General features: G+C 47.8%; 18 protein-coding genes. 15 read left to right on the plus strand and 3 right to left on the minus strand.

From position 1 onward, the window contains the following. The first annotated feature begins 8 nt into the window (after positions 1-8). Positions 9-1,232 (plus strand): 6-phosphofructokinase, encoded by a 1,224-nt coding sequence (locus C6P39_RS11250; RefSeq protein WP_104803848.1) that lies wholly within the window; start codon positions 9-11, stop codon positions 1,230-1,232. 36 nt (positions 1,233-1,268) lie between these two features. After that, positions 1,269-2,204 (plus strand): class II fructose-1,6-bisphosphate aldolase, encoded by a 936-nt coding sequence (fba, locus tag C6P39_RS11255; RefSeq protein WP_104803849.1) that lies wholly within the window; start codon positions 1,269-1,271, stop codon positions 2,202-2,204. Positions 2,205-2,330: 126 nt separating this feature from the next. On the opposite strand, the gene C6P39_RS11260 is transcribed toward fba, so the two are convergent. Beyond that, positions 2,331-3,353 carry an amidohydrolase family protein gene (locus C6P39_RS11260; protein ID WP_104803850.1) on the minus strand — a complete coding sequence of 341 codons (1,023 nt, stop codon included), beginning with the start codon at positions 3,351-3,353 and terminating at the stop codon, positions 2,331-2,333. A 32-nt stretch (positions 3,354-3,385) separates the two neighbouring features. Further along, positions 3,386-3,976 (minus strand): TetR/AcrR family transcriptional regulator C-terminal domain-containing protein, encoded by a 591-nt coding sequence (locus C6P39_RS11265; protein WP_104803851.1) that lies wholly within the window; start codon positions 3,974-3,976, stop codon positions 3,386-3,388. 196 nt (positions 3,977-4,172) lie between these two features. Between C6P39_RS11265 and C6P39_RS11270 the strand changes: the two genes are divergently transcribed. From C6P39_RS11270 to C6P39_RS11310, 9 genes are all read left to right on the plus strand, one after another. Next, the gene (locus C6P39_RS11270; RefSeq protein ID WP_104803852.1) at positions 4,173-4,472 is read left to right on the plus strand and encodes a hypothetical protein; all 300 of its coding nucleotides are present in this window, start codon (positions 4,173-4,175) and stop codon (positions 4,470-4,472) included. Beyond that, complete coding sequence (locus C6P39_RS11275) at positions 4,469-6,526, plus strand: efflux RND transporter permease subunit (protein WP_104803853.1); 2,058 nt, start codon at positions 4,469-4,471, stop codon at positions 6,524-6,526. The genes C6P39_RS11270 and C6P39_RS11275 overlap by 4 nt, the downstream gene beginning before the upstream one ends. Positions 6,527-6,542: 16 nt before the next feature. Further along, positions 6,543-8,513 carry a hypothetical protein gene (locus tag C6P39_RS11280; RefSeq protein ID WP_104803854.1) on the plus strand — a complete coding sequence of 657 codons (1,971 nt, stop codon included), beginning with the start codon at positions 6,543-6,545 and terminating at the stop codon, positions 8,511-8,513. Positions 8,514-8,758: 245 nt separating this feature from the next. Then, positions 8,759-10,684 (plus strand): putative bifunctional diguanylate cyclase/phosphodiesterase, encoded by a 1,926-nt coding sequence (locus tag C6P39_RS11285; RefSeq protein ID WP_104803855.1) that lies wholly within the window; start codon positions 8,759-8,761, stop codon positions 10,682-10,684. Positions 10,685-10,725: 41 nt separating this feature from the next. Beyond that, positions 10,726-12,060, plus strand: a complete 1,335-nt coding sequence (locus C6P39_RS11290) for an MFS transporter (RefSeq protein WP_158661539.1) — start codon at positions 10,726-10,728, stop codon at positions 12,058-12,060. A gap of 62 nt (positions 12,061-12,122) precedes the next feature. Next, positions 12,123-12,884 carry a MerR family transcriptional regulator gene (locus C6P39_RS11295; protein ID WP_104803857.1) on the plus strand — a complete coding sequence of 254 codons (762 nt, stop codon included), beginning with the start codon at positions 12,123-12,125 and terminating at the stop codon, positions 12,882-12,884. 225 nt (positions 12,885-13,109) lie between these two features. Further along, on the plus strand, positions 13,110-13,751 hold the full coding sequence (locus tag C6P39_RS11300; RefSeq protein WP_104803858.1) for a GNAT family N-acetyltransferase: 642 nt from the start codon (positions 13,110-13,112) through the stop codon (positions 13,749-13,751). Next, on the plus strand, positions 13,735-14,181 hold the full coding sequence (locus tag C6P39_RS11305) for a GNAT family N-acetyltransferase (RefSeq protein ID WP_095174877.1): 447 nt from the start codon (positions 13,735-13,737) through the stop codon (positions 14,179-14,181). The genes C6P39_RS11300 and C6P39_RS11305 overlap by 17 nt, the downstream gene beginning before the upstream one ends. Before the next feature lie 331 nt (positions 14,182-14,512). Next, positions 14,513-15,607, plus strand: a complete 1,095-nt coding sequence (locus tag C6P39_RS11310) for a KamA family radical SAM protein (protein WP_104803859.1) — start codon at positions 14,513-14,515, stop codon at positions 15,605-15,607. A 252-nt stretch (positions 15,608-15,859) separates the two neighbouring features. On the opposite strand, the gene C6P39_RS11315 is transcribed toward C6P39_RS11310, so the two are convergent. Next, positions 15,860-16,522: a Crp/Fnr family transcriptional regulator gene (locus C6P39_RS11315; protein ID WP_095174875.1), complete on the minus strand. Its 663-nt coding sequence runs from the start codon at positions 16,520-16,522 to the stop codon at positions 15,860-15,862. A 101-nt stretch (positions 16,523-16,623) separates the two neighbouring features. Between C6P39_RS11315 and C6P39_RS11320 the strand changes: the two genes are divergently transcribed. The 4 genes from C6P39_RS11320 (at position 16,624) to C6P39_RS11335 (ending at position 20,161) form a co-directional block, all read left to right on the plus strand. Continuing rightward, positions 16,624-17,175 carry an ATP-binding protein gene (locus C6P39_RS11320; protein ID WP_104803860.1) on the plus strand — a complete coding sequence of 184 codons (552 nt, stop codon included), beginning with the start codon at positions 16,624-16,626 and terminating at the stop codon, positions 17,173-17,175. Between the two features lie 82 nt (positions 17,176-17,257). Beyond that, positions 17,258-18,850, plus strand: coding sequence for a hydroxylamine reductase (hcp, locus tag C6P39_RS11325; RefSeq protein ID WP_187144037.1), 1,593 nt, complete (start codon positions 17,258-17,260; stop codon positions 18,848-18,850). Positions 18,851-18,896: 46 nt separating this feature from the next. Further along, positions 18,897-19,352 (plus strand): pyridoxamine 5'-phosphate oxidase family protein, encoded by a 456-nt coding sequence (locus C6P39_RS11330; protein ID WP_104803861.1) that lies wholly within the window; start codon positions 18,897-18,899, stop codon positions 19,350-19,352. Between the two features lie 281 nt (positions 19,353-19,633). Then, positions 19,634-20,161: a hypothetical protein gene (locus C6P39_RS11335; RefSeq protein WP_104803862.1), complete on the plus strand. Its 528-nt coding sequence runs from the start codon at positions 19,634-19,636 to the stop codon at positions 20,159-20,161. Positions 20,162-20,221 lie beyond the last annotated feature (60 nt).

Raw genomic sequence — 20,221 nt, forward strand, 5'->3', positions numbered from 1 at the left:
TTTCGGTTATGGAGCTTAAAAATTTACTTGTGGGTCAGTCAGGAGGACCCACCGCTGTTATTAACAGCAGCCTCTACGGTGTTGCCGCGGAGGCACGGCTGCACCCGGAGAAGATTGGAACATGCTATGGCATGGTGAATGGTATTGAGGGTTTTTTGAAGGGCAGGGTCCTGGATTTTGATCAGGCACTTCCCGGGGAGGAACTGAAAGGCCTTCTGACAACACCGGGTGCCTATCTGGGTTCCTGCAGATATAAACTGCCTGAAGATCTGGACGACCCGGTATACAAAAAGTTATTTGAGAAGTTCGAGGAGATGGGCATTGGATATTTTCTTTATATTGGTGGAAATGATTCCATGGATACAGTGAGCAAACTGTCGCGGTACGGGAGGAAGACAGGCAGCAGCATTGTGGTCCTGGGGGAGCCAAAGACCATTGACAATGATCTTGTCTTAACGGACCACACGCCGGGATTCGGCAGCGCCGCCAGATATGTGGCATCCACTGTGCGGGAGATTGCCGTTGATGCAGGGGTGTATGACACCAGATCCGTGACGATCGTGGAGATCATGGGACGGCACGCAGGCTGGCTGACAGCGGCGAGTGTGCTGGCAAGAAAATTTACGGGGGATAACCCTCTGCTTGTATATCTTCCTGAGGTACCCTTTGACAAGGAAGCGTTCCTGGAAAAGATAGAGGAATGTTTTTCTGTAAACAATGCGGTGGTGGTGTGTGTCTCGGAGGGGATCCGGGATAAAGACGGCGTATTCGTATGTGAGTACGACAGTGAAGCGGGACTGGACAGCTTTGGGCATAAGATGCTGGCAGGCTGCGGCAAATATCTGGAACGTCTGGTGCGTGGAAGACTGGGAGTGAAGGCCCGCTCTGTAGAATTAAACGTAAGCCAGCGCTGCTCCGTCTCCATGGTGTCAGCCGCTGACCGGCAGGAAGCTGTTATGGCCGGCAGGTACGGAGTGCAGGCAGCGCTTAACAAAGAGACAGGCAAAATAATTTCTTTTATCAGAGAAAGCGATGCCCCGTACAGCCTGGTATGCGGTCTGGAGGATGTCGACCGCATCTGTAACAAGGAAAAAACGGTTCCGCTGACCTGGATCACAGGGGAGGGAACCGATTTAAGTGAGGATTTCCTCAAATACGTGAAACCGCTGGTAAAAGGAAATGTGCAGATTCCGGCAGACGAAGACGGCCTCCCGCGGTTTGTTTATAGGTGACCGTTTGGCAGAAAACAAGAAGAAGGAGAATTTATTATGGGATTAGTGACCACAAAGGAAATGTTTCAGAAAGCTTATGAAGGCGGCTATGCCATCGGTGCCTTCAATGTAAATAATATGGAAATTGTTCAGGGAATCACAGAGGCGGCAGGCGCGCTTTGTTCGCCTGTGATCCTCCAGGTATCAAAAGGCGCCCGGGCATACGCCAACCACACCTACCTTGTGAAACTGGTGGAGGCCGCCCTCATAGAAAATGACATTCCCATGGCACTCCATCTGGACCATGGCCCTGACTTTGCAACCTGCAAGGCCTGCATTGACGGCGGGTTCACCTCTGTGATGATAGATGGGTCACAATACGATTTTGATAAAAATGCGGAGCTTACCAGGCAGGTAGTGGAATACGCCCACGAAAAGGGTGTGGTGGTAGAAGGGGAGCTGGGCAAGCTGGCAGGTGTGGAAGATGACGTAAAAGTAGAGGCATCAGACGCCATGTACACTCACCCCGACCAAGTGCAGGAATTTGTGGAGCGCACAGGGGTTGATTCCCTGGCAATCGCTATCGGGACCAGCCACGGCGCTTTCAAGTTCAAACCGGGACAAAAGCCGCAGCTCCGCTTTGATATATTGGAAGAGATCACAAAACGTCTCCCTGATTTTCCCATTGTTCTTCACGGTGCTTCCAGTGTGTCCCAGGAGTATGTGAAGATCATTCAACAGAATGGGGGAGAGCTGGCTGACGCCATAGGCATTCCGGAAGATATGCTGCGCCGGGCAGCAAAATCTGCTGTATGCAAGATCAATATTGACTCAGACCTGCGTCTTGCCATGACCGCCGGTGTGCGCCAGGTAATGGCACAGAAGCCTTCCGCCTTTGACCCCAGAGAATATCTGAAAGCAGGAAGAGCCAATGTAAAAGAACTGGTGGCACATAAGATCGTAAATGTTCTGGGAAGCGATCAGAAAGCCTGACAACAGACGCCCGGAAACGTGGGGGTTGTGAGGGAGCAATACAAAGCCGAACTTGGTGGTTATCCGAACTGCTAAATAACCGCCGTTACAAAGAAACGCCAGAAGGCTTGAATCTATATTCACCATCTATACCTCTTTAGAATGAGCAGAGCCTTTTGAGGAAAACAACCGGATTGCATTCTCCCTTTTCATATTGTCTAAGGCATCCCCTGTATAGTGAGCTTCCACTTCCTGTACAAATTTTTTGCCGGAGTTTAAAGAAGCGTAAAAGGAATCGCTTCCAAACAAAGTATGGTTTGGTGCCAGCTTTTCTACCGCGGAGAATGCAGCATCATGGCAGGAAAGCGCACAGTCAAAATAGAACCGCCCAAAATAATCATACACGGGTTTGGAAAGACTGCACCATCCGTCATAAACATATGCAGGCAGCGTTTGTTTGGCTTTTCCGGGCCTTTGATTGCCGGGAAAGCATTCATTCAACCGCCAGGCTAAATAAGGCAGGGTACCGCCCATATGGGATAAAATCGGCTTTATATTCGGACACCGCTCAAGTGTGCCGCTGAATACCAGATTAGAAGCTGCACGGGTGGTATTGAAGCAAAATTCCTGAAAATAGTCGTAGGGTACATACTCGGGGCGTTTAAATACCTCGGCGTCGAGGGGAATGCTGGGGTGAATATACAGGACTGCCTGCCTCTTGTCCAGCTCGTCAAACAATGGGTCAAACATCCGATTGCCCAAAAACTCATCTCGATAATTTGACAGCAGTCCCACTCCATCCAGCCTCAAAACATCAAGGGCATAGATTGCCTCCTCAATGGCTCCCTCGATGTCAGGCAGCGGAAGCACCGCAAATGCGCCGAATTTACCCGGGTAATTGGCACATAGCTTTGCCATATATCCATTTAACATGCGGGCCTTTTGGCGTCCTAAGGCCCGGTCTTTTTCCACGATGGGATAGAGTGCAGGTTCAGAAAGGGAACAATAGGCCTTTTCAATACCCAAAGCATCCATAAGCTCCAGACTTTTCTGAGGGCTCCAGCTTCCTATTGACAAGCCGCCGGATTTTTCGATGCCGGCCTCGGCAAGCGCCGCTTTGTATTCCTCCGGAATGATATGGTGATGAACATCAATAAAACCGTTTGTCATCAATGTTTCCTCCTTATTATCTTTCATAGTCTTCAGATGGTTTTTTTCGCTTCGGCGGCCTCTGTTAACACCGCAGGCAGAGAGGTGCGTATGATCAAGGAGAGATATTGCAGCACTTTCTCCCGATCATATTTCTTACGGTCTTTTACCCAATCGATCAGGACGCCTGCCAAAGCTTCGGTATATAGATTACAGAGAAACTCCCTGAAGTCTGTGGAAACAGATAGGCCGAGGTCTTTTTCAGTGGCGTCTATCAGCGTCCCTACAATGCCGATAAAGTCAGTATAAAAAAACCGTTTCATCCCATCTCGTCCCATATTGTCATAGGCGCAGTTAAGAATATGTGCGTTTGCTTCTACATAATCAAGCACAAACAAAATGGCGTCTCTATAATCCACCAGCAGATCAAAATGCTTTACCACTTCTACCGCTTCCTGTTCCAGCATCCATTTGAGCAAAGCATAAATATCTTCAAAATGATAATAAAATGTCTTTCTATTTACATTGCAGTCCGTAATGATATCGTTGACTGTTACTTTTTTCAGCGGCTTTTTTTCCATCTGAATCTTCAGCGAAGCGGCTAACGCTTTTTTTGTTGTCAGGGCAATTTCTGCATGCTTCATAGGCAGCCTCCTTTCTTAAAAGTATACATCTGTCCGTCAAATTTTCAATGGACAATCTCGGTCATTTGTCCGGTAAATTTGATGGTCAATCAGCGGTGTTTTGTCCGTATTTTCCCAGATAACCCCCAATTGACCGTGTTATCCGGGCTTTATTCCCGCTATACTGCCATTGTAGTGACGGAAAGGAGAACATGATATGGAACGAATATTTAACATTCAAATGATGGTCCCTCTGGGGCGTAGGATTGGTACCTTATCATTTAAAACAAGCGGCGGACAGGATATAGACGGTACGCTCAGCCTGTTTCAAAACGAAACGCCGTTCAAGGGCAAGCTGACACCAGCCGGAGAAATTGCTTTCTCAGGCCGGATGATTACACTGACAAGGACATTTCCCTATCAGGCGCTGGGCAGAGTGGACGGTACAAAAATAAAATTGGAGGTAGTCGGGGATGACAGCCGCTTTAACGTCTTTGGCGAGGAGGCTGATTTATGAAACGATTCTATCAAAAAATCACAAGCCGCCCAAAGCTTATCCTGATAAGCTTCGGCATATTGTTTCTCATATGCCTTACCTGCAAACCGTTTATCTCAGTCAACTATGATATGAACGACTATCTCCCTTCGGACAGCGCTTCCACTATAGCGCTTGATACCATGGAGCGGGAGTATGAGGGCGGAATCCCCAACGCCCGCGTCATGATTGAAAACGTGTCCGTTGCACAGGCGCTCCAATATAAAGCACAGATTGCGGCGGTGGACGGCGTTACAGATATTACCTGGCTCGATGATGTGGCAAGCATAACGCAGCCCCTTTCCTTTTTGGACGGAGACACCCTTGATACCTATTATAAGGACGGGAACGCATTGTTTTCCGTTACAGTATCAGAGAATAAGCGCATTGACGCTTTAGACAAAATCCGCGAAATCATCGACGACGAGGGCACTATGACCGGAAGCGCCGTATCCACCGCGACGGCGACGACAAGCACGGTATCGCAAATCCCAAAGATTGCCGTATTCGGCGTGCTGTTTGCGCTGCTTGTGCTGATTTTAACGACAACCTCCTTTGCGGAGCCGTTTATTGTTCTGCTTGGGCTTGGCTTGGCCGTTATCATCAATGGCGGAAGCAATTTGATCTTCGGCGAAATATCCTTTGTCACCAATGCCGCTGGAAGCATCCTACAGCTTGCGGTGTCCCTGGATTATTCCGTGTTCCTGCTGCACCGTTTTGCGGAATGCCGCAAAGAATTTTCCGACCCCAAGGAAGCCATGGTGCAGGCGCTTTGCGGCTCCACTACATCCATTTTATCCAGCGGGCTGACCACTGTCATCGGGTTTCTCGCCCTTTGTCTGATGCGCTTCAAAATCGGCCCCGATCTGGGAATTGCGCTGGCCAAGGGCGTTGCCATCAGCCTGATTACGGTATTTGTGTTTATGCCGGTCTTTATCCTTGCAACCTACAAGTGGATTGATAGAACACAGCACCGCCCGTTTGTTCCGTCCTTTCAGAGGTTTGGCAAGGTTGTTTCTAAAATGATGATACCGATTGTCTGTCTCTTTGCGGTGGTGATTGTTCCAAGTTACCTTGCTTCCAATTCCAACAGCTTTTATTATGGAGCCTCTCATATTTTCGGGAGTGAAACACAGCTTGGCGCGGATACCGGGAAAATTGAGGAGATATTCGGGAAAAGCGATACCTATGTTTTGATGGTGCCAAAGGACAGCGTCGCCACACAAAAAAAGCTGTCCGATGCGCTCCACACCCTGCCGGAGGTCAAGAGCATCCTCTCCTATGTGGATTCGGCGGGAGAAACCATACCGGAGCAGTATCTGGATACGGGAACGCTCTCCAAGCTGAATTCCAACCATTATACAAGAATGCTTTTGAGCGTTGATACCGACTACGAGGGAACGGCAGCCTTTGATTTAATCGAATCCGTGCAGCGCACGGCAGAGGAGTACTATCCGGGTACATGGCTGCTTGCCGGAGAAGGCGTTTCCACCCACGACCTGATGAATACCGTCACGGCAGATATGCTAAAGGTAAATCTGATTGCCATTGCCGCCGTATTTGTCGTCCTTTTTCTCACGACAAAATCCATCACCATCCCCATTATTTTGGTGCTTGGCATCGAGACGGCGGTTTGGCTTAACCTCTCCATTCCGTATTTTGCAGGAAGCACGGTTTTTTATATCGCCTACCTGATCATCAGCTCCATTCAGCTTGGGGCAACGGTGGACTACGCCATTCTCTTTACGGACAGATACAAAGAATACCGGGAAACACGGCAGAAAAAGCAGGCCATTATTGACACTGTTTCCGCCGTGACCGTTTCCATCATGACCTCTGCCAGCGTCTTGACAGTAGTCGGATTTTTGCTGGGAGCAATCTCGACACACGGACTCCTGTCGCAGCTGGGCTATTTTCTCGGCAAGGGAACCCTATGCTCGCTTGCCATCGTTCTATTCGTCCTGCCGGGACTGCTCTATCTGTTTGACGGGCTGATCCAGAAAACTACAAAGGGTGCAAAATTTATCAATATCTAAAGGGAGAAGAAAGCATATGAAAAAAAACACTAAATGTACCGCCGCCTTACTGGCAGTTGTTATGGCCTGCTCGCCAGCTGTCCCCGCTTTCGCCGCAGAAGCAGCCAGTGAAAAGGAGGAAGTCATCTATATCATCACCGACGCAGCCGGCCATGCTGCAAGCGTGAACGCCGTCAATATTTTCGGAGGCGGAGATATCGTCGACTTCGGTGATTACAGTGATGTGAAAATGCTGACCAGCACAGAGAGCATCAACCAAAACGGAGATAAAATAACCTTTAGCACGGATGACAAGAAGGTCTATTATCAGGGCACAATGGAAAACACCGAAATCCCTTGGGACATTTCAGTACGGTATTATCTTGATGGAAAAGAGTACAGCGCCTCAGAAATAGCCGGTCAAAGCGGAAAGCTTGAAATCCGCTTATCTATTGCAAAAAATGAAAAATGCAAGGGCGATTTTTTTGAGAATTATGCTTTGCAGGTAAGCGTTACGCTGGATACCGGAATTTGTGAAAACATTATTGCTTCCGATGCAACCATGGCCAATGTGGGTGACCACAAGCAGATTACCTATACAGTCTTGCCGGGCAAGGGTCTTAACAGCAGCATAACTGCCGATGTGGGCGAATTTGAAATGGACGCCATCTCTGTCAATGGAATTAAACTGAACCTGAATGTTGAGATTGATGACGCCCAGCTGATGGATCAAGTTTCACAGCTGATGGACGCAACCAAAAAGTTAAACGACGGCTCCGATGAGCTCATTTCCAACTCGGAAACATTGAAAACGGGAAGCAGCAGTCTCGATTCGGGACTTTCCTCTGTGCATAGCGGCGTCGCGGACTTAGACAACGGCATTGCTACTCTGCAAGAGGGTATTTCTTCGGCACAGGCGGCTCTTGATACCTTGAACGGTAAGTCCTACCATCTGATAAACGGTTCTGCTCAAATGAAGTCCGCGCTAGAGACAATTCAGACGAACCTTTCCGACCTCTCTGTTTCCGCCGATCAGCTGGCGGAGCTTACAGGGGCTTCCGGCGCCATAAAGCAGGGGATCAGCGATTTATATGACGGTGCATATGCCTTATGGCAAAATCTTGGCTTTGCGCAATATAAGGCTATCATGGCACAGAATGGTTTAGATATAGACGCACTGCAAACAGGTAACACACAGACCATCAATGACCTTTCGGCACTCATCGCATCCCTGCAGCAAACAGTGGCACAGCTTGAAAATGTACCGGGATATGAAGAGCAGGTGGCGCAGTTACAATCACAAATTACATCCTTGCAGAGCGTGATCCGGCTTCTTTCCGGCAACAATGCCGCGATAGGGGGGACGGAAGATTATCTTGACAATCTAGCGGCAGGCATGGATTCTCTGTATCAAAACCTGGGGGTTTTGAAGACGCAGTATGAGCTTTTTGATACAGAAATCGGAGAATTGGCCGGCACCCTCAGTGATATGCTTGTGAAGCTTTCGGCGTTGTCAGGCGGAATCGATCAGCTTGTAACAAATTATGCGTTTCTGGACAGCGGTATCAGTGAATACACCGGAGGTGTTGCGCAGCTGGCAGCCGGATACACGCAGATTGTTGACGGCGTATCCTCTCTTGCAAGTGGAAGCAAAACGCTGCTTTCCGGCAGCAGCGAGCTGAAAAACGGCGCGGGAGAGCTGTACGATGGCATTGCTGCCTACTGCGACGGCGTATCAGAGCTTGCCGACGGGACCAATGAACTCTACACAAAAACCGATAGGATGGATACACAGGTACAGGAGCAGATCGATGAGGTTCTCGCTTCCATAGGCGGGGAGGAAACCGAAACGGTTTCCTTTGTGTCCGGTAAAAATACGAATGTCAATTCCGTTCAGTTTGTTATGAAAACAGAGGCAATTGAAAAGGCGGAAGTTATCACAAACGATATGAAAGAAGAAGCTCGGCTTAACTTCTGGCAGAAGCTGCTTCGACTGTTTGGAATGTAAGGGGCTACCCATCGCTCAAGGCGATTCTGCATGGATTTTTGCCTGTAACTGTGAGGGTACTGAACAGTTACGGTATTTTTATTTATTAGCATACTTCATTATACCAAAAGATCGCTGAAGTCTTACGACCTCAGCGACTTTTCTATTAAGGTTTTTTTACTGTCCCATTTTTTATTTATAGGTTGATTATGTCCCGGATTAATTATAAAATAGCCTTATAAGTCGTACATAATCGAGGAAAAGATATGCAGTGGAATATTGTGGCGGAGTGTATTTCCGGAATCAACCTTATTATCATCTGGTTTTATTCAAGGAAAAGTAATCTGGTCCCTTCGTTGAGGAACCGTCTGTTTCAATTCTGTTTTTTAGTGACCTTTTGCGCTATGTCCTTTAACATCGCGTCCACCATTATGATCGCCTACCCTGACAAATTTCCATATCTTCTGAACTGGCTGGTGACAACCGTTTATTTTGTAGCCACCCCTCTTATGGGAATGGCCTATTTTTTCTATACCTTAGCCACCGTGTTTGAAAACAGAGGGAATCCTCCAAAGATCTTGGCATGGACTGCTCTTCCCGGGGGCATCTATTTTCTGCTGGTCCTCTGGAATCCATTTTCAAAAGTATTATTCAGCATCAGCAAAGAGGGAGCGTACACCCGGGGGCCGCTCATCTCTCTGACTTATGTTATATTTTACCTGTATGGCGTGGCAGCCATGGTGGCTGTTGTTGTTTGGAGAAAGTACATGGAACGGGCGATCAGAAGGATATTGGCTATATTCCCCATGATCGCGCTGGTGGTCATTGTTGTCCAGCAGCTTTATCCCACCGTGATCCTCTCCGACTCCGCGGCCACCTGCGCGCTGCTGATCATTTATCTGTATCTGCAGAATAAACAAAACTCTGTGGATTATCTTACCGGCCTGCCAAACCGGCAGGAATTTCTGAAAATGATGGAACTGCTGATCGGAAGATCCAAGTATTTTAATATTACAGTGCTCTCCCTGAGAGGGTTTAAACGCATCAATGATACCTATGGACAGCATACCGGGGATTTGCTTCTCCAGGAAATCGCATCTTATCTTAAAGGCATTTCAGAGCCTCACTGCCTGTACCGTTTCAGCGGTGATGAATTTGCCATTTTATCCTATGGGCCTCTTGATGCCGGTATAGGCACAAAAGTGGAAAAACTGGAGCAGAGGATGCAGCAGGCCTGGACCTGGGAGGAAAATAACTGTGTTGTCCCTGCCGTGATCGGAGTTGTGGGGTATCCCGAGTGTGCCAATACAGTAGAAGATTTGATCAGCGGAATTGAATATTCCGTATCCATGGCAAAGGGGGCGTCAGGCACCAATGTTTATTTCTGCGGACCCGAAATGCTGGATTCTTTGCATAGGCGCCGGGAGATCGTGGAGATACTGGAGGAGAACCTGAAAAATAACAGTTTCTCTGTCTTTTATCAACCTATCATTTCTACCTCTACAGGGAAGTATACAGTTGCGGAGTCTCTGCTGCGCATACCGGATTCACCCATTGGACCCCTCTATCCCAATGAATTCATACCCATTGCGGAGGAGACAGGCATGATCGTGGAGATCACCTATCAGATACTTGATAAGGTATGCGGGTTTATCAACAGGCTGTCCCGGGAAAATATTGAATTTGACGGAGTGCATGTGAACTTTTCCGGCCGGCAGTTTTCCCAGATTGGCCTGGCAGAAAAAGTGGCAGAGATCATTGAAAAGAACCACACTCCTTTTTCCAGGATCAAGATAGAGATAACAGAGAGTATACTTGCAGAGAATGCGGAGGCGGTGGAAGAATTTTCCCTGGAAATGCAGAAGCGGGGGGTTCTCATTGAACTGGACGATTTTGGTACCGGATACTCCAATATTGTGTCAGTCATGAACACACCTCTGGATACAGTTAAGCTGGACAAAAGCCTTATCTGGTCTGCCATGGAGAAAAGGGAGACGGCAGCTATGGTCAAAAGCCTGTCAATCGTTTTTCACGAGATGGGACTTCAAGTCCTTGCGGAGGGTGTGGAGAACGAGGAGCAGGAGACCTTTGTAAAAAGCTGCGGGATAGATTACATTCAGGGCTTTTATTTTTCCAGACCCCTTCCGGAGGAGGAAGCCTTTTCTTTTATAAAAAATGCGCAGAGCCTGTAGTCTTATATTTTTAGCGGGCAATGCATACGGAGGATGGAACCATGGAAAAGAGACCGCTTACAACAATGGAGAAGCTGAGCTTCGGAGGCGGTGATGCTGCCAACTGTATTACGTTTGGGGTGACTTCAGCTTACCTGTCTTACTATTATACCGATACGGTGGGGATTTCTGTGGCGGCTGTGGGCCTCATTCTGGGAGCTGCCAGGATCATTGAGGCGTTTACCAACCTGGCTACCGGTGTGGCTATTGATAAGGTCCATTCGCGGCTGGGCAGGACAAAACCGTTTCTTTACGCAACCACCATACCGCTGATGCTGTTTTTCTTTCTCATGTTTGCAGTGCCGGATGTATCTGCGGCAGGTAAGACAGCATTCGCGTTCTTCACCTATCTGATGTTTTGTATTCTTTATGCTGTGAATAATACAGCCTATGGTACACTTCTCTCCTTGATGACCGGCAATGTAAAGCAGAGGAGAAGCATCAATAACTATAAGCTTATGGGGATTGGAGTGGGAAGCATGATATCCAATGCCTGTACCCTTCCCCTTGTGGCTCTTTTGGGGGGCGGCAAAAAGGGGTACATTTTTACCGGACTTGTATTTGCGGTGATAAGCGCAGTTTTTCTTATGAACTGTACGGTCCAGTGCCGGGAGAGAATTGCTGTGCAGTCTGAGCAGGTGAAAATTTTGGATGAGCTGCGACATGCCCTCAAAAGCCGTTCCTGGACAGCCCTCTGCGCTGTAGCACTTCTTATTACCTGCGCGCTCACGCTGCGGACTTCCGGGATTGTCTATTATGCCAAATATGTGCTTGAGAATGAGGACCTGGCAACCCTGCTTCTGGCCATGTCGCCCATCTCCATGCTGGTCAGCTCCCCGTTTATCGGGCAGGTGCTTGACCGGGTGGGGAACAGGAAATGCATGGTCCTGGGGAGTATGGGAATGATACTCTCTATACTGGGTATGGCAGTTTCCGGTAGCAATGTGGCAGGACAGGTTGTGTTTAATTTTCTCTGCGGTGTGGCCTCCAACCTTTGTACAGGCCCATTGTATCCCGCATGTTCCGATACTATGGATGAGGTGGAGTATCTGACAGGGGAAAGGCCTCAGGGAATCATGACTTCTGTGATGATGTGCACCAATAAGCTGGGAATCGCGTTTGCACCCATCATCTCCTCCATTGTTTTGGGGGCAGGCGGTTATACAGCCGGCAGTGCCCAGTCTGCAAAAGCCCTTGCGGCTATCAAAGGAAATGTATTCTGGATCCCGGCTGTACTCTCAGGACTGGGAATTCTGGCTGCACTGTTTTTTGACCTGGATAAAAAGCACGGAACCATAACGGAAGTTCTGGAAAAGAGAAGAAATAAAATTTCTTAAAAAAAAGTATTGACATTCACGCTGCGTAAACCCTTATCCTTTCAAGTGAAGGAGGTGGAAAGATGGAATATACAGTGAACCGGCTGGCACAGGTATCCGGGGTCAGCAAGCGGACACTCCGGTATTACGACGAGATTGGATTACTCAGGCCCGAACGGGTAAATCCAAACGGCTACCGCATCTACGGGCAGATGCAGGTGGATCTGCTGCAGCAGATCCTGTTTTACCGTGAGCTTGGCCTGCCCCTGGAAGAGATCAGGGAGATTGTGAAAAATCCCGGATTTGACAGGGAGAAAGCCTTGGAAGAACATCTTACAGCCCTTCTGCAGAAAAAAAGACAGACTGAGATCCTGATCTACAATGTCAGGAGGACTCTGGATTCTATGAAAGGAAGAGCTATTATGAGCGACAAAGAAAAATTTGAGGGATTTAAACGTGATCTGATAAAAGAAAATGAAGAGAAATACGGCAGGGAGGTGCGTGAAGCCTACGGGGAGGAAGCTGTTGAGGCGTCCAACAGGAAGCTTGCGGGTATGAGCAAGGAAGAGTGGAAAAAACAGGAAGATTTAAGCGGGGAGATCATGGAAACCCTGAAGGCAGCTATGGCGGAGGGGGATCCGGCAGGGAAGACTGCGCAGAAGGCTTGTGATCTGCACAGGCAGTGGCTCTGCATGTTCTGGAGCGACAGCGCATATTCCAGGGAGGCCCACAGAGAAATGGGAGAGATGTATGCAGCGGATGAGCGGTTCAAGGCTTATTACGACCGGATTCAGGACGGAGCCGCTGAATTTTTGAGGGATGCGCTGAATATTTATTGTTCCTGATCCGTATATTTGACTCCCAATGGAATCGGCAGATACCGGTAAGGAGATAAAAGGCATGGTGTTCTGTGAATGCAAAATCACAGGACCATGCCTTTTTAGATTGGATTCATGCATTTTTCATAGTTTATTTCTTGACCTTACAGCTGGTGTATAGTTTAGAATAGCATATGACAGCAAATAAAGCCGGGTACCCCCAGGACAGGGGGCGGCATTTAATGAGGTGGAATGATGAAACAAAGAAAGTTGAATGTAACTTACAGGGACTTAGAAAAAAAGGATTATCCCTACATTGAGAAGATTATCAGGGACACATGGAACTATGACAGCATCTGCGACAAGCCGTCCACAGCAAAGCAGATGGCAAAGGTATATCTGAGAGGCTGTCTGACACAGAAAACCTTTGCCAGGGTGGCTGTCTGCAGGGACAGGGTTGTGGGGATCATTATCGGGCAGTATAACGGTGACAGGAAAATGAATGTGGGGATGCACATAAAAAGTTTTTTCGGCGGCCTGAGACTGATGCTGTCCGGGGACGGAAGGAAAGTGGGCAGACAGTTCCGGGGATTTGACAAAACAGACAAAGAGATGTTGGAAGGCTGCGGAAAGAAGTTTGACGGGGAGGTTGTATTCTTTGCCGTGTCAAAGGCAGTCAGAGGATGCGGCGTGGGAAAGGAACTGTGGGGACAGTTAAGAGGCTATTTCCGGGCCAAAAGCGCAGAAAGTGTCTATGTCTATACCGATAATACCTGTAATTATAAATTTTATGAAAGCCAGGAGTTTGAGCGCCTGGACTGCCGTGAACTGTTGGTGAGTCCCCGTGGGCAGAGATTCCGTCTGGAGATGTATCTTTATGAATATAACTTTTAAACCGGTCACAGAGGAGAACAGAGCAGATGTCCTGCAGCTTAAGGTGGGAAAAGGGCAGGAGCATTTTATTGAGAGTGTACAGCAGTGCCTGGATGAGGCGGATAAAAGGAAAAGCTGGAGACCTGTGGGAATCTACCACGGGGAGGAGCTGGTGGGATTTGCCATGTACGGATTTTTCTGGGAGTATTTTCCGGTCGGTCGGGTCTGGATGGACAGGCTTTTGATCGATGAGAAATATCAGGGAAAAGGATATGGCAAAGCAGCACTGCACCTTTTACTGGAACGGCTCAGAAAGGAATACGGCAGAAAGAAAATATACCTGAGTGTTATTGAGGGAAACGATGTGGCTGCCGGTATGTATAAAAATGCCGGTTTCCGATTTACAGGACGCAGGGACCTCCACGGGGAGCATATCATGGTTTGTGAGTAACGGTTCAGTACCATCACAGTTACACGCAAAATCCATGCAGGATCGCCTTTGGCGATGGGATTTTTGCCTGGCTGCGGAATGCTTTGGTCAGCGCAGTGAATGCGCAGACCTACTGGATGGTTACGTTTGTGAACAGAAATAGGCCGCAAAAAAACAATCTATTTGTCATAATCATACACGAAAATATAAACATTTTGTAAATATTGGATAAAAATTAAAGGAAAAATGATGAAATCTCCAAGGAAATTTAGTACAATACTTTTATACAGTGTTTACGATGTGAAAAAAGGCAGCATTCGGCTGTCAGGAAGAAGAAAGGGGAGACATGATTATGGCAGATTGGAAAGAGTTATTAAAAAACGGATACGATGATGTCAGGGAGCTTGCAGGACGCCTGCATATTACAGAGGAGGAGCTTCCTGCGCTTTGCAAGATTCAGGATATGTTTCCCATGTTTGTGAATCCTTATTATTTGTCTCTTGTGGACGAAAATGACCCGGAGGATCCCATAAGAAAACTCTGTATTCCGGCAGATGCGGAACTGAAGGCCGGAGGCGAGATGGATACCAGCGGTGAGCATGACAACACAGTTATGACGGGTATGCAGCATAAGTATGATGCCACGGTGCTGATACTCTCCACAAATCAGTGCGCCATGTACTGTCGTCACTGCTTCCGCAAGCGCCTGGTAGGGCTGTCAGGTGATGAGATCGCGGAGTATATCAGCGAAATGGCCCAGTATGTGCGGCAGCATGAGGAGATCAATAATGTGCTGGTGTCCGGCGGAGACGCGTTTCTCAACAGCAACCGGACCATTAGAAAGTATTTGGAGGAATTTTCAGGGATCGAACATCTGAACCTGATCCGGTTCGGCAGCAGAACCCCTGTGGTGCTTCCTCAGAGGATCACCACAGATCCGGAACTGGTGGATATGCTTACTGCGTATGGAAAGAAGAAACAGATTTACGTTGTCACCCAGTTCAACCATCCCAGGGAGCTGACGGAGGAGGCGGCAGAAGCCGTACATACCCTGATGCGTGCCGGAATTGTAGTGAAGAACCAAACAGTGCTGTTAAAAGGGGTAAATGACAGGCCGGAAATCCTGGGCAGACTTCTGCAGGAGACCACAGCCATGGGTATTATTCCCTATTATGTGTTCCAGTGCAGGCCTGTGACCGGAGTACACAGCCAGTTCCAGGTGCCTCTGCATGAGGCCTTCCGCATTGTGGAGCGCGCAAAACAGATGCAGAGCGGCCAGGGAAAATGTTTCCGCTATGTCCTCTCCCATGTAACCGGCAAGATTGAGATCTTAGGTGAGATGGGGGACGGCAATATGCTGTTTAAATATCACCAGGCAAAAGATGAGAAGGACAGAGGACGTATCTTTACCAGTAAGATTGGGGAGAAACAGTGCTGGCTGGAGTAAAAAAAGGCCAGTCCGTATCGAGATACTTTCGCAAATCAAAAGGATAAACAGTGCTGGCTGGAGTAAAAAGGACATTTCGCATGAGGAAGTGTCCTTTTTAGTTACAGATTCATTTTACAGCAGATAAGTCAATCCATTCGGCGGTATTGCACTCCTTATATTAATGCGCACCTATTTTTATTAATAATGGTGTAGTTTAATATATTGCACTCCAATTAACCTGCCAAGTAAATAATGTGGAGAAAATCATTTTCAGCAGACTGTGAACTGATTCTTCTGAAATTCAATCAGACCCTCATCCTTCATTTTATACAATTCCACCGTCATGGAGCTTCTGTCAACAGACAGATAGTCTGCGAGCTGCTGCCTGTTAAAGGGAATGGTAAAAGTTCTGGTGCCCTGAAGCCTTGTCTGCTGTGAAAAGTATTCCATCAGTTTGGCACGGATGGTGTGAGGTGCCAGGCAGTCTATTTTTCTGGAAAAATGGAGGTTCTTTTCTGCCAGTACACCGAGTAGATTTTGGATCAGTCTGGTATGAAAGCGGCAGGCTGAGGAACAGGTAGTCAGCACGCGTTTCAGATCCAGAAACAGGATTTCCGTATCAGCCGCGGCCAGAGCTGTGCCGTCAAAAGCAGCCTGAGGAACACAGGCATAGGTTTCCCCGAACAGGTCCCCCGGACCCAGCCGGGCGAGCAGAGATTCCTTTCCCCAATAGCTTTCCCTTACAATATGGACGTTGCCTTTCAATATAAGCCCAATCTGTGAGATCTGGTCGCCCCATCGGAAGATGGAAGCGTCCTTTTTATATTTTCGTATAGTTCCTGACAGACAGTCCAGCATGGTGCCAAGTTCATCTTCAGTGATTCCCCGAAATAAAGGGGAGTGTTTTAAATCTTTTATGGGATATGCGCGCATAAATGTTAGAATCCTTTCTTGCTTGTTGTACATACAACAGAATTATTGTTTTTATTATAGTATATTATCCATGAAAAGACAAGAACAGAGGAGGAAATGCAATGGCAAGAAAACTGGTTCAGATAGATGAAAGTAAATGCAACGGCTGCGGTCTATGTGCAGGTGCCTGCCATGAGGGTGCCATAGGCATGGTGAACGGCAAGGCAAAGCTTTTGAAGAAAGAATTGTGTGACGGTATCGGAGACTGCCTTCCGGTATGTCCCACAGGGGCCATAGCTTTTGAGGAGAGTGGTTCCCGCCCCTGGCCGGTGCAGATAAAACTGGTATCTCCGGCAGCATCCTTTTTTCAGGAGGCAGACCTGCTGATCGCAGCGGACTGCACAGCATATGCCTATGCGGGATTTCATGGGGAGTTTATGAAAGACAGGGTAGTGCTTATCGGCTGTCCCAAGCTGGACAGTGTGGATTATTCTGAGAAACTGTCGGAGGTCCTGGGGATAAATGAGGTAAAAAGCGTGACGGTCCTGCGTATGGAGGTTCCGTGCTGCGGCGGCATAGAGCGTGCGGTGAAAGCAGCTCTCTCAAGATCCGGAAAAGAAATCCCCCTTCAGGTGGTAACGGTATCTACCCAAGGTGATCTGCTGGAGAGATAGTGTCTCCGTTTAATATAGGCTGTATCATAAAAAGACCATGGCACGATAGATGTGCCCAACAGAAAAGGAGAGGAAAACAAGGATGGAAGAAAAAATGTTTTGTTATCAATGTGAACAGACTGCAGGATGCAGCGGATGCAAAGGGAACAGAGGAGTGTGCGGGAAACAGGATACCACCGCAAAGCTTCAGGATGAGCTGACAGGGGCTTTGATCGGACTTGCCCAAGCGGTGGGGGAGGATAAAGCGGAACCGGAGACAGACCGCCTCATGATGGAGGGCCTGTTTGCAACTTTGACAAATGTGAATTTTGATGATGAATCCCTGAAAAAGCAGATTGAGGCAGTGCATCAGGAGACTGCAAAGTATGTACCCGGATGTATGTCCTGTCAGGAACCCTGCGGAAGGACCGCTGATTATCCTATGGAAAAACTTTGGAAGGACCAGGAAGATATCCGTTCCCTGAAATCCCTTCTGCTGTTTGGACTGAGAGGTACCGCGGCCTATGCTTACCATGCCATGGTCCTGGGATATACCAATGATCAGGTAAACGCATTTTTCTATAAAGGGATGGCAGCTATCGGCCAGGACAGAGAGATGGAGAATCTGCTTCCTCTGGTCATGGAAGAGGGGGCAGTGAATTTTAAGTGTATGGAACTGCTGGATAAAGCAAACACAGAGACTTATGGGATTCCTGCGCCGGCCAAGGTGGAGATGAAAGTGGAAAAAGGGCCGTTCATTGTCATTTCGGGCCATGACCTGAGAGACTTGAAACTGCTTCTTGAACAGACAGAGGGAAAAGGCATCAACATTTATACACACGGGGAGATGCTGCCTGCACATGCTTATCCGGAGCTTAGAAAATATGCACATCTGAAAGGAAACTTCGGCACTGCATGGCAGAACCAGCAAAAAGAGTTTGCCGGCCTTCCGGCTCCAATCCTTTTTACCACCAACTGCATTATGCCTCCGAAAGACAGCTACAGGGACAGGGTATTCACCACAGGCGTTGTCAGCTATCCGGGCATGACCCATGTGGGGGAAGACAGGGATTTCTCTGCGGTCATTGAGAAAGCAATAGAACTGAAAGGATATTCAGAGGACAGGACTTTTTCCGGCATCAACGGAGGAAGCACTCTGACAACGGGCTTTGGGCACAACACCATTTTGAGTGCGGCAGACCAGGTGGTTGAGGCTGTCAAAGCAGGTCAGATCAGCCACTTTTTCCTGGTAGGGGGATGTGACGGCGCCAGAACAGGGAGAAACTACTATACAGAATTTGTTCAGAAGGCGCCAAAGGATTCCGTCATCCTCACGCTGGCCTGCGGAAAATACCGTTTCAATGACCTGGATCTGGGGGAGATCGGGGGCCTTCCCAGACTTATGGATATGGGTCAGTGTAATGACGCTTTTGGTGCCGTTAAGGTGGCGTCTGCTCTGGCAGAAGCCTTTCACTGCGGTGTCAATGAACTGCCGCTGACCCTGGTACTCTCCTGGTACGAGCAGAAAGCCGTAAGTATCCTGCTGACACTTTTGCACCTGGGGATAAAAAATATTTATCTCGGACCAACATTACCTGCCTTTGTGTCAAAAAATGTGTTAAACTATCTGGTAGATAATTTCCAGATTTCACCTGTCAGCACACCGGATGAGGATTTAAAAAAGATCCTGGGATGATCTTTGGCAGGTCTGCGGACAGGACTGGCAGTACAGGAGGATATGTATGAGAAGAAAAGACAGGGAAATGTCACGGGAGTTTGCTTTGGAAGTATCAGACAAATGTGAATGGGCTGTGCTGTCTATGACAGACCGGGAAGGGATGCCCTATGCGGTACCCATAACCATAGTCAGAGACGGGGATGTCATCTATTTTCACACGGCAAAGGCGGGCAGGAAAATAGATATCTTAAAGCAGAACCCACAGGTCTGCCTGGTATGTGTGGGAGACACAAAACGGCTTGAGGATCAGTTTACCACAAAGTTTGAATCAGCCATTATCAGCGGACACGCAGAGGAAGTGACAGATGACCGGGAGAAGATCAATGCCCTCAGGATTCTGTGTGAGCGCCACACCCCTGCAAATATGGGCGAATTTGAAGATGCGGTCAGAAAAAGTCTGAAAGTGACAGGTATCTGGAAGATCCGGATGAAGGAAGTCACGGGGAAAGCCAAAAAATAATATGGAATAGAGGGAAAACACGCATGGATATGAAATCTGTGCGTGTTTTTTCTGCCCAAAAAAATGCGTGTGTAAGCAATTTGGGGACAGGCATGGAAATCCCAAGGGAGAGGGTGCGGGGAGTCGTGATATAACTGTAAGTTATGGCAGATATGAAAAATGAAACAAAGGGGTTGTAATATTTATAATATAATGGTATATTTTATATAAATTTTATAATTACTTTATAAAGTTAATAAATTACTACTGAAACCTAATACAGCTTTTATGTGGAGAATAAAATGAATAGTGAGTACATACTGGATAAGATAGTCGATACATACAGGTCAAATTTTGATGTGGAGGAGCCGTATGAGTTTCATGGAGAGGTTTATGATGCCTATGCCGGATTCTGCATGACCAGTGCCAAATATGTACTGGTAAAACGGGCGGAGCTATGGCGTGCGCACTGTTTTGAACACGCTTTTTTTCAATGCAGGGATGTGGTCCAGAATGGGGATATCCTGCGCTTTCAGAAGCAGCTCTTAGAGTATATGGAACCTGAGCTGATCAGAGGCGGGGAGAAGGAGCCGGTAAAGGATCACATGTATACTTATCTGACAGGCGTGTTTATCTCTGAGAAGGCGGTCTCTGACGAGGCGGTAAACTCGCTGAAAAAACTGAAATTCAGAAAAAATTACCGGTTTGCCGTACGGGGATTTTCGGAGGAGCGTGTGGTGCTTTTTGATATGGAGAACCACAGGATTTATGGCAACGCTGCGGCAAAGGATTTGGTAAAAGGATATAAAAAGATGTTTCCATCTTTTTAAATATCACCGTAACTGTACAGCACCTTCACAGTTACATAGCATCTAATAAGAGGAGGAAAA

The organism is Blautia marasmi (assembly GCF_900258535.1).
Lineage (GTDB): Bacteria > Bacillota > Clostridia > Lachnospirales > Lachnospiraceae > Blautia > Blautia hominis.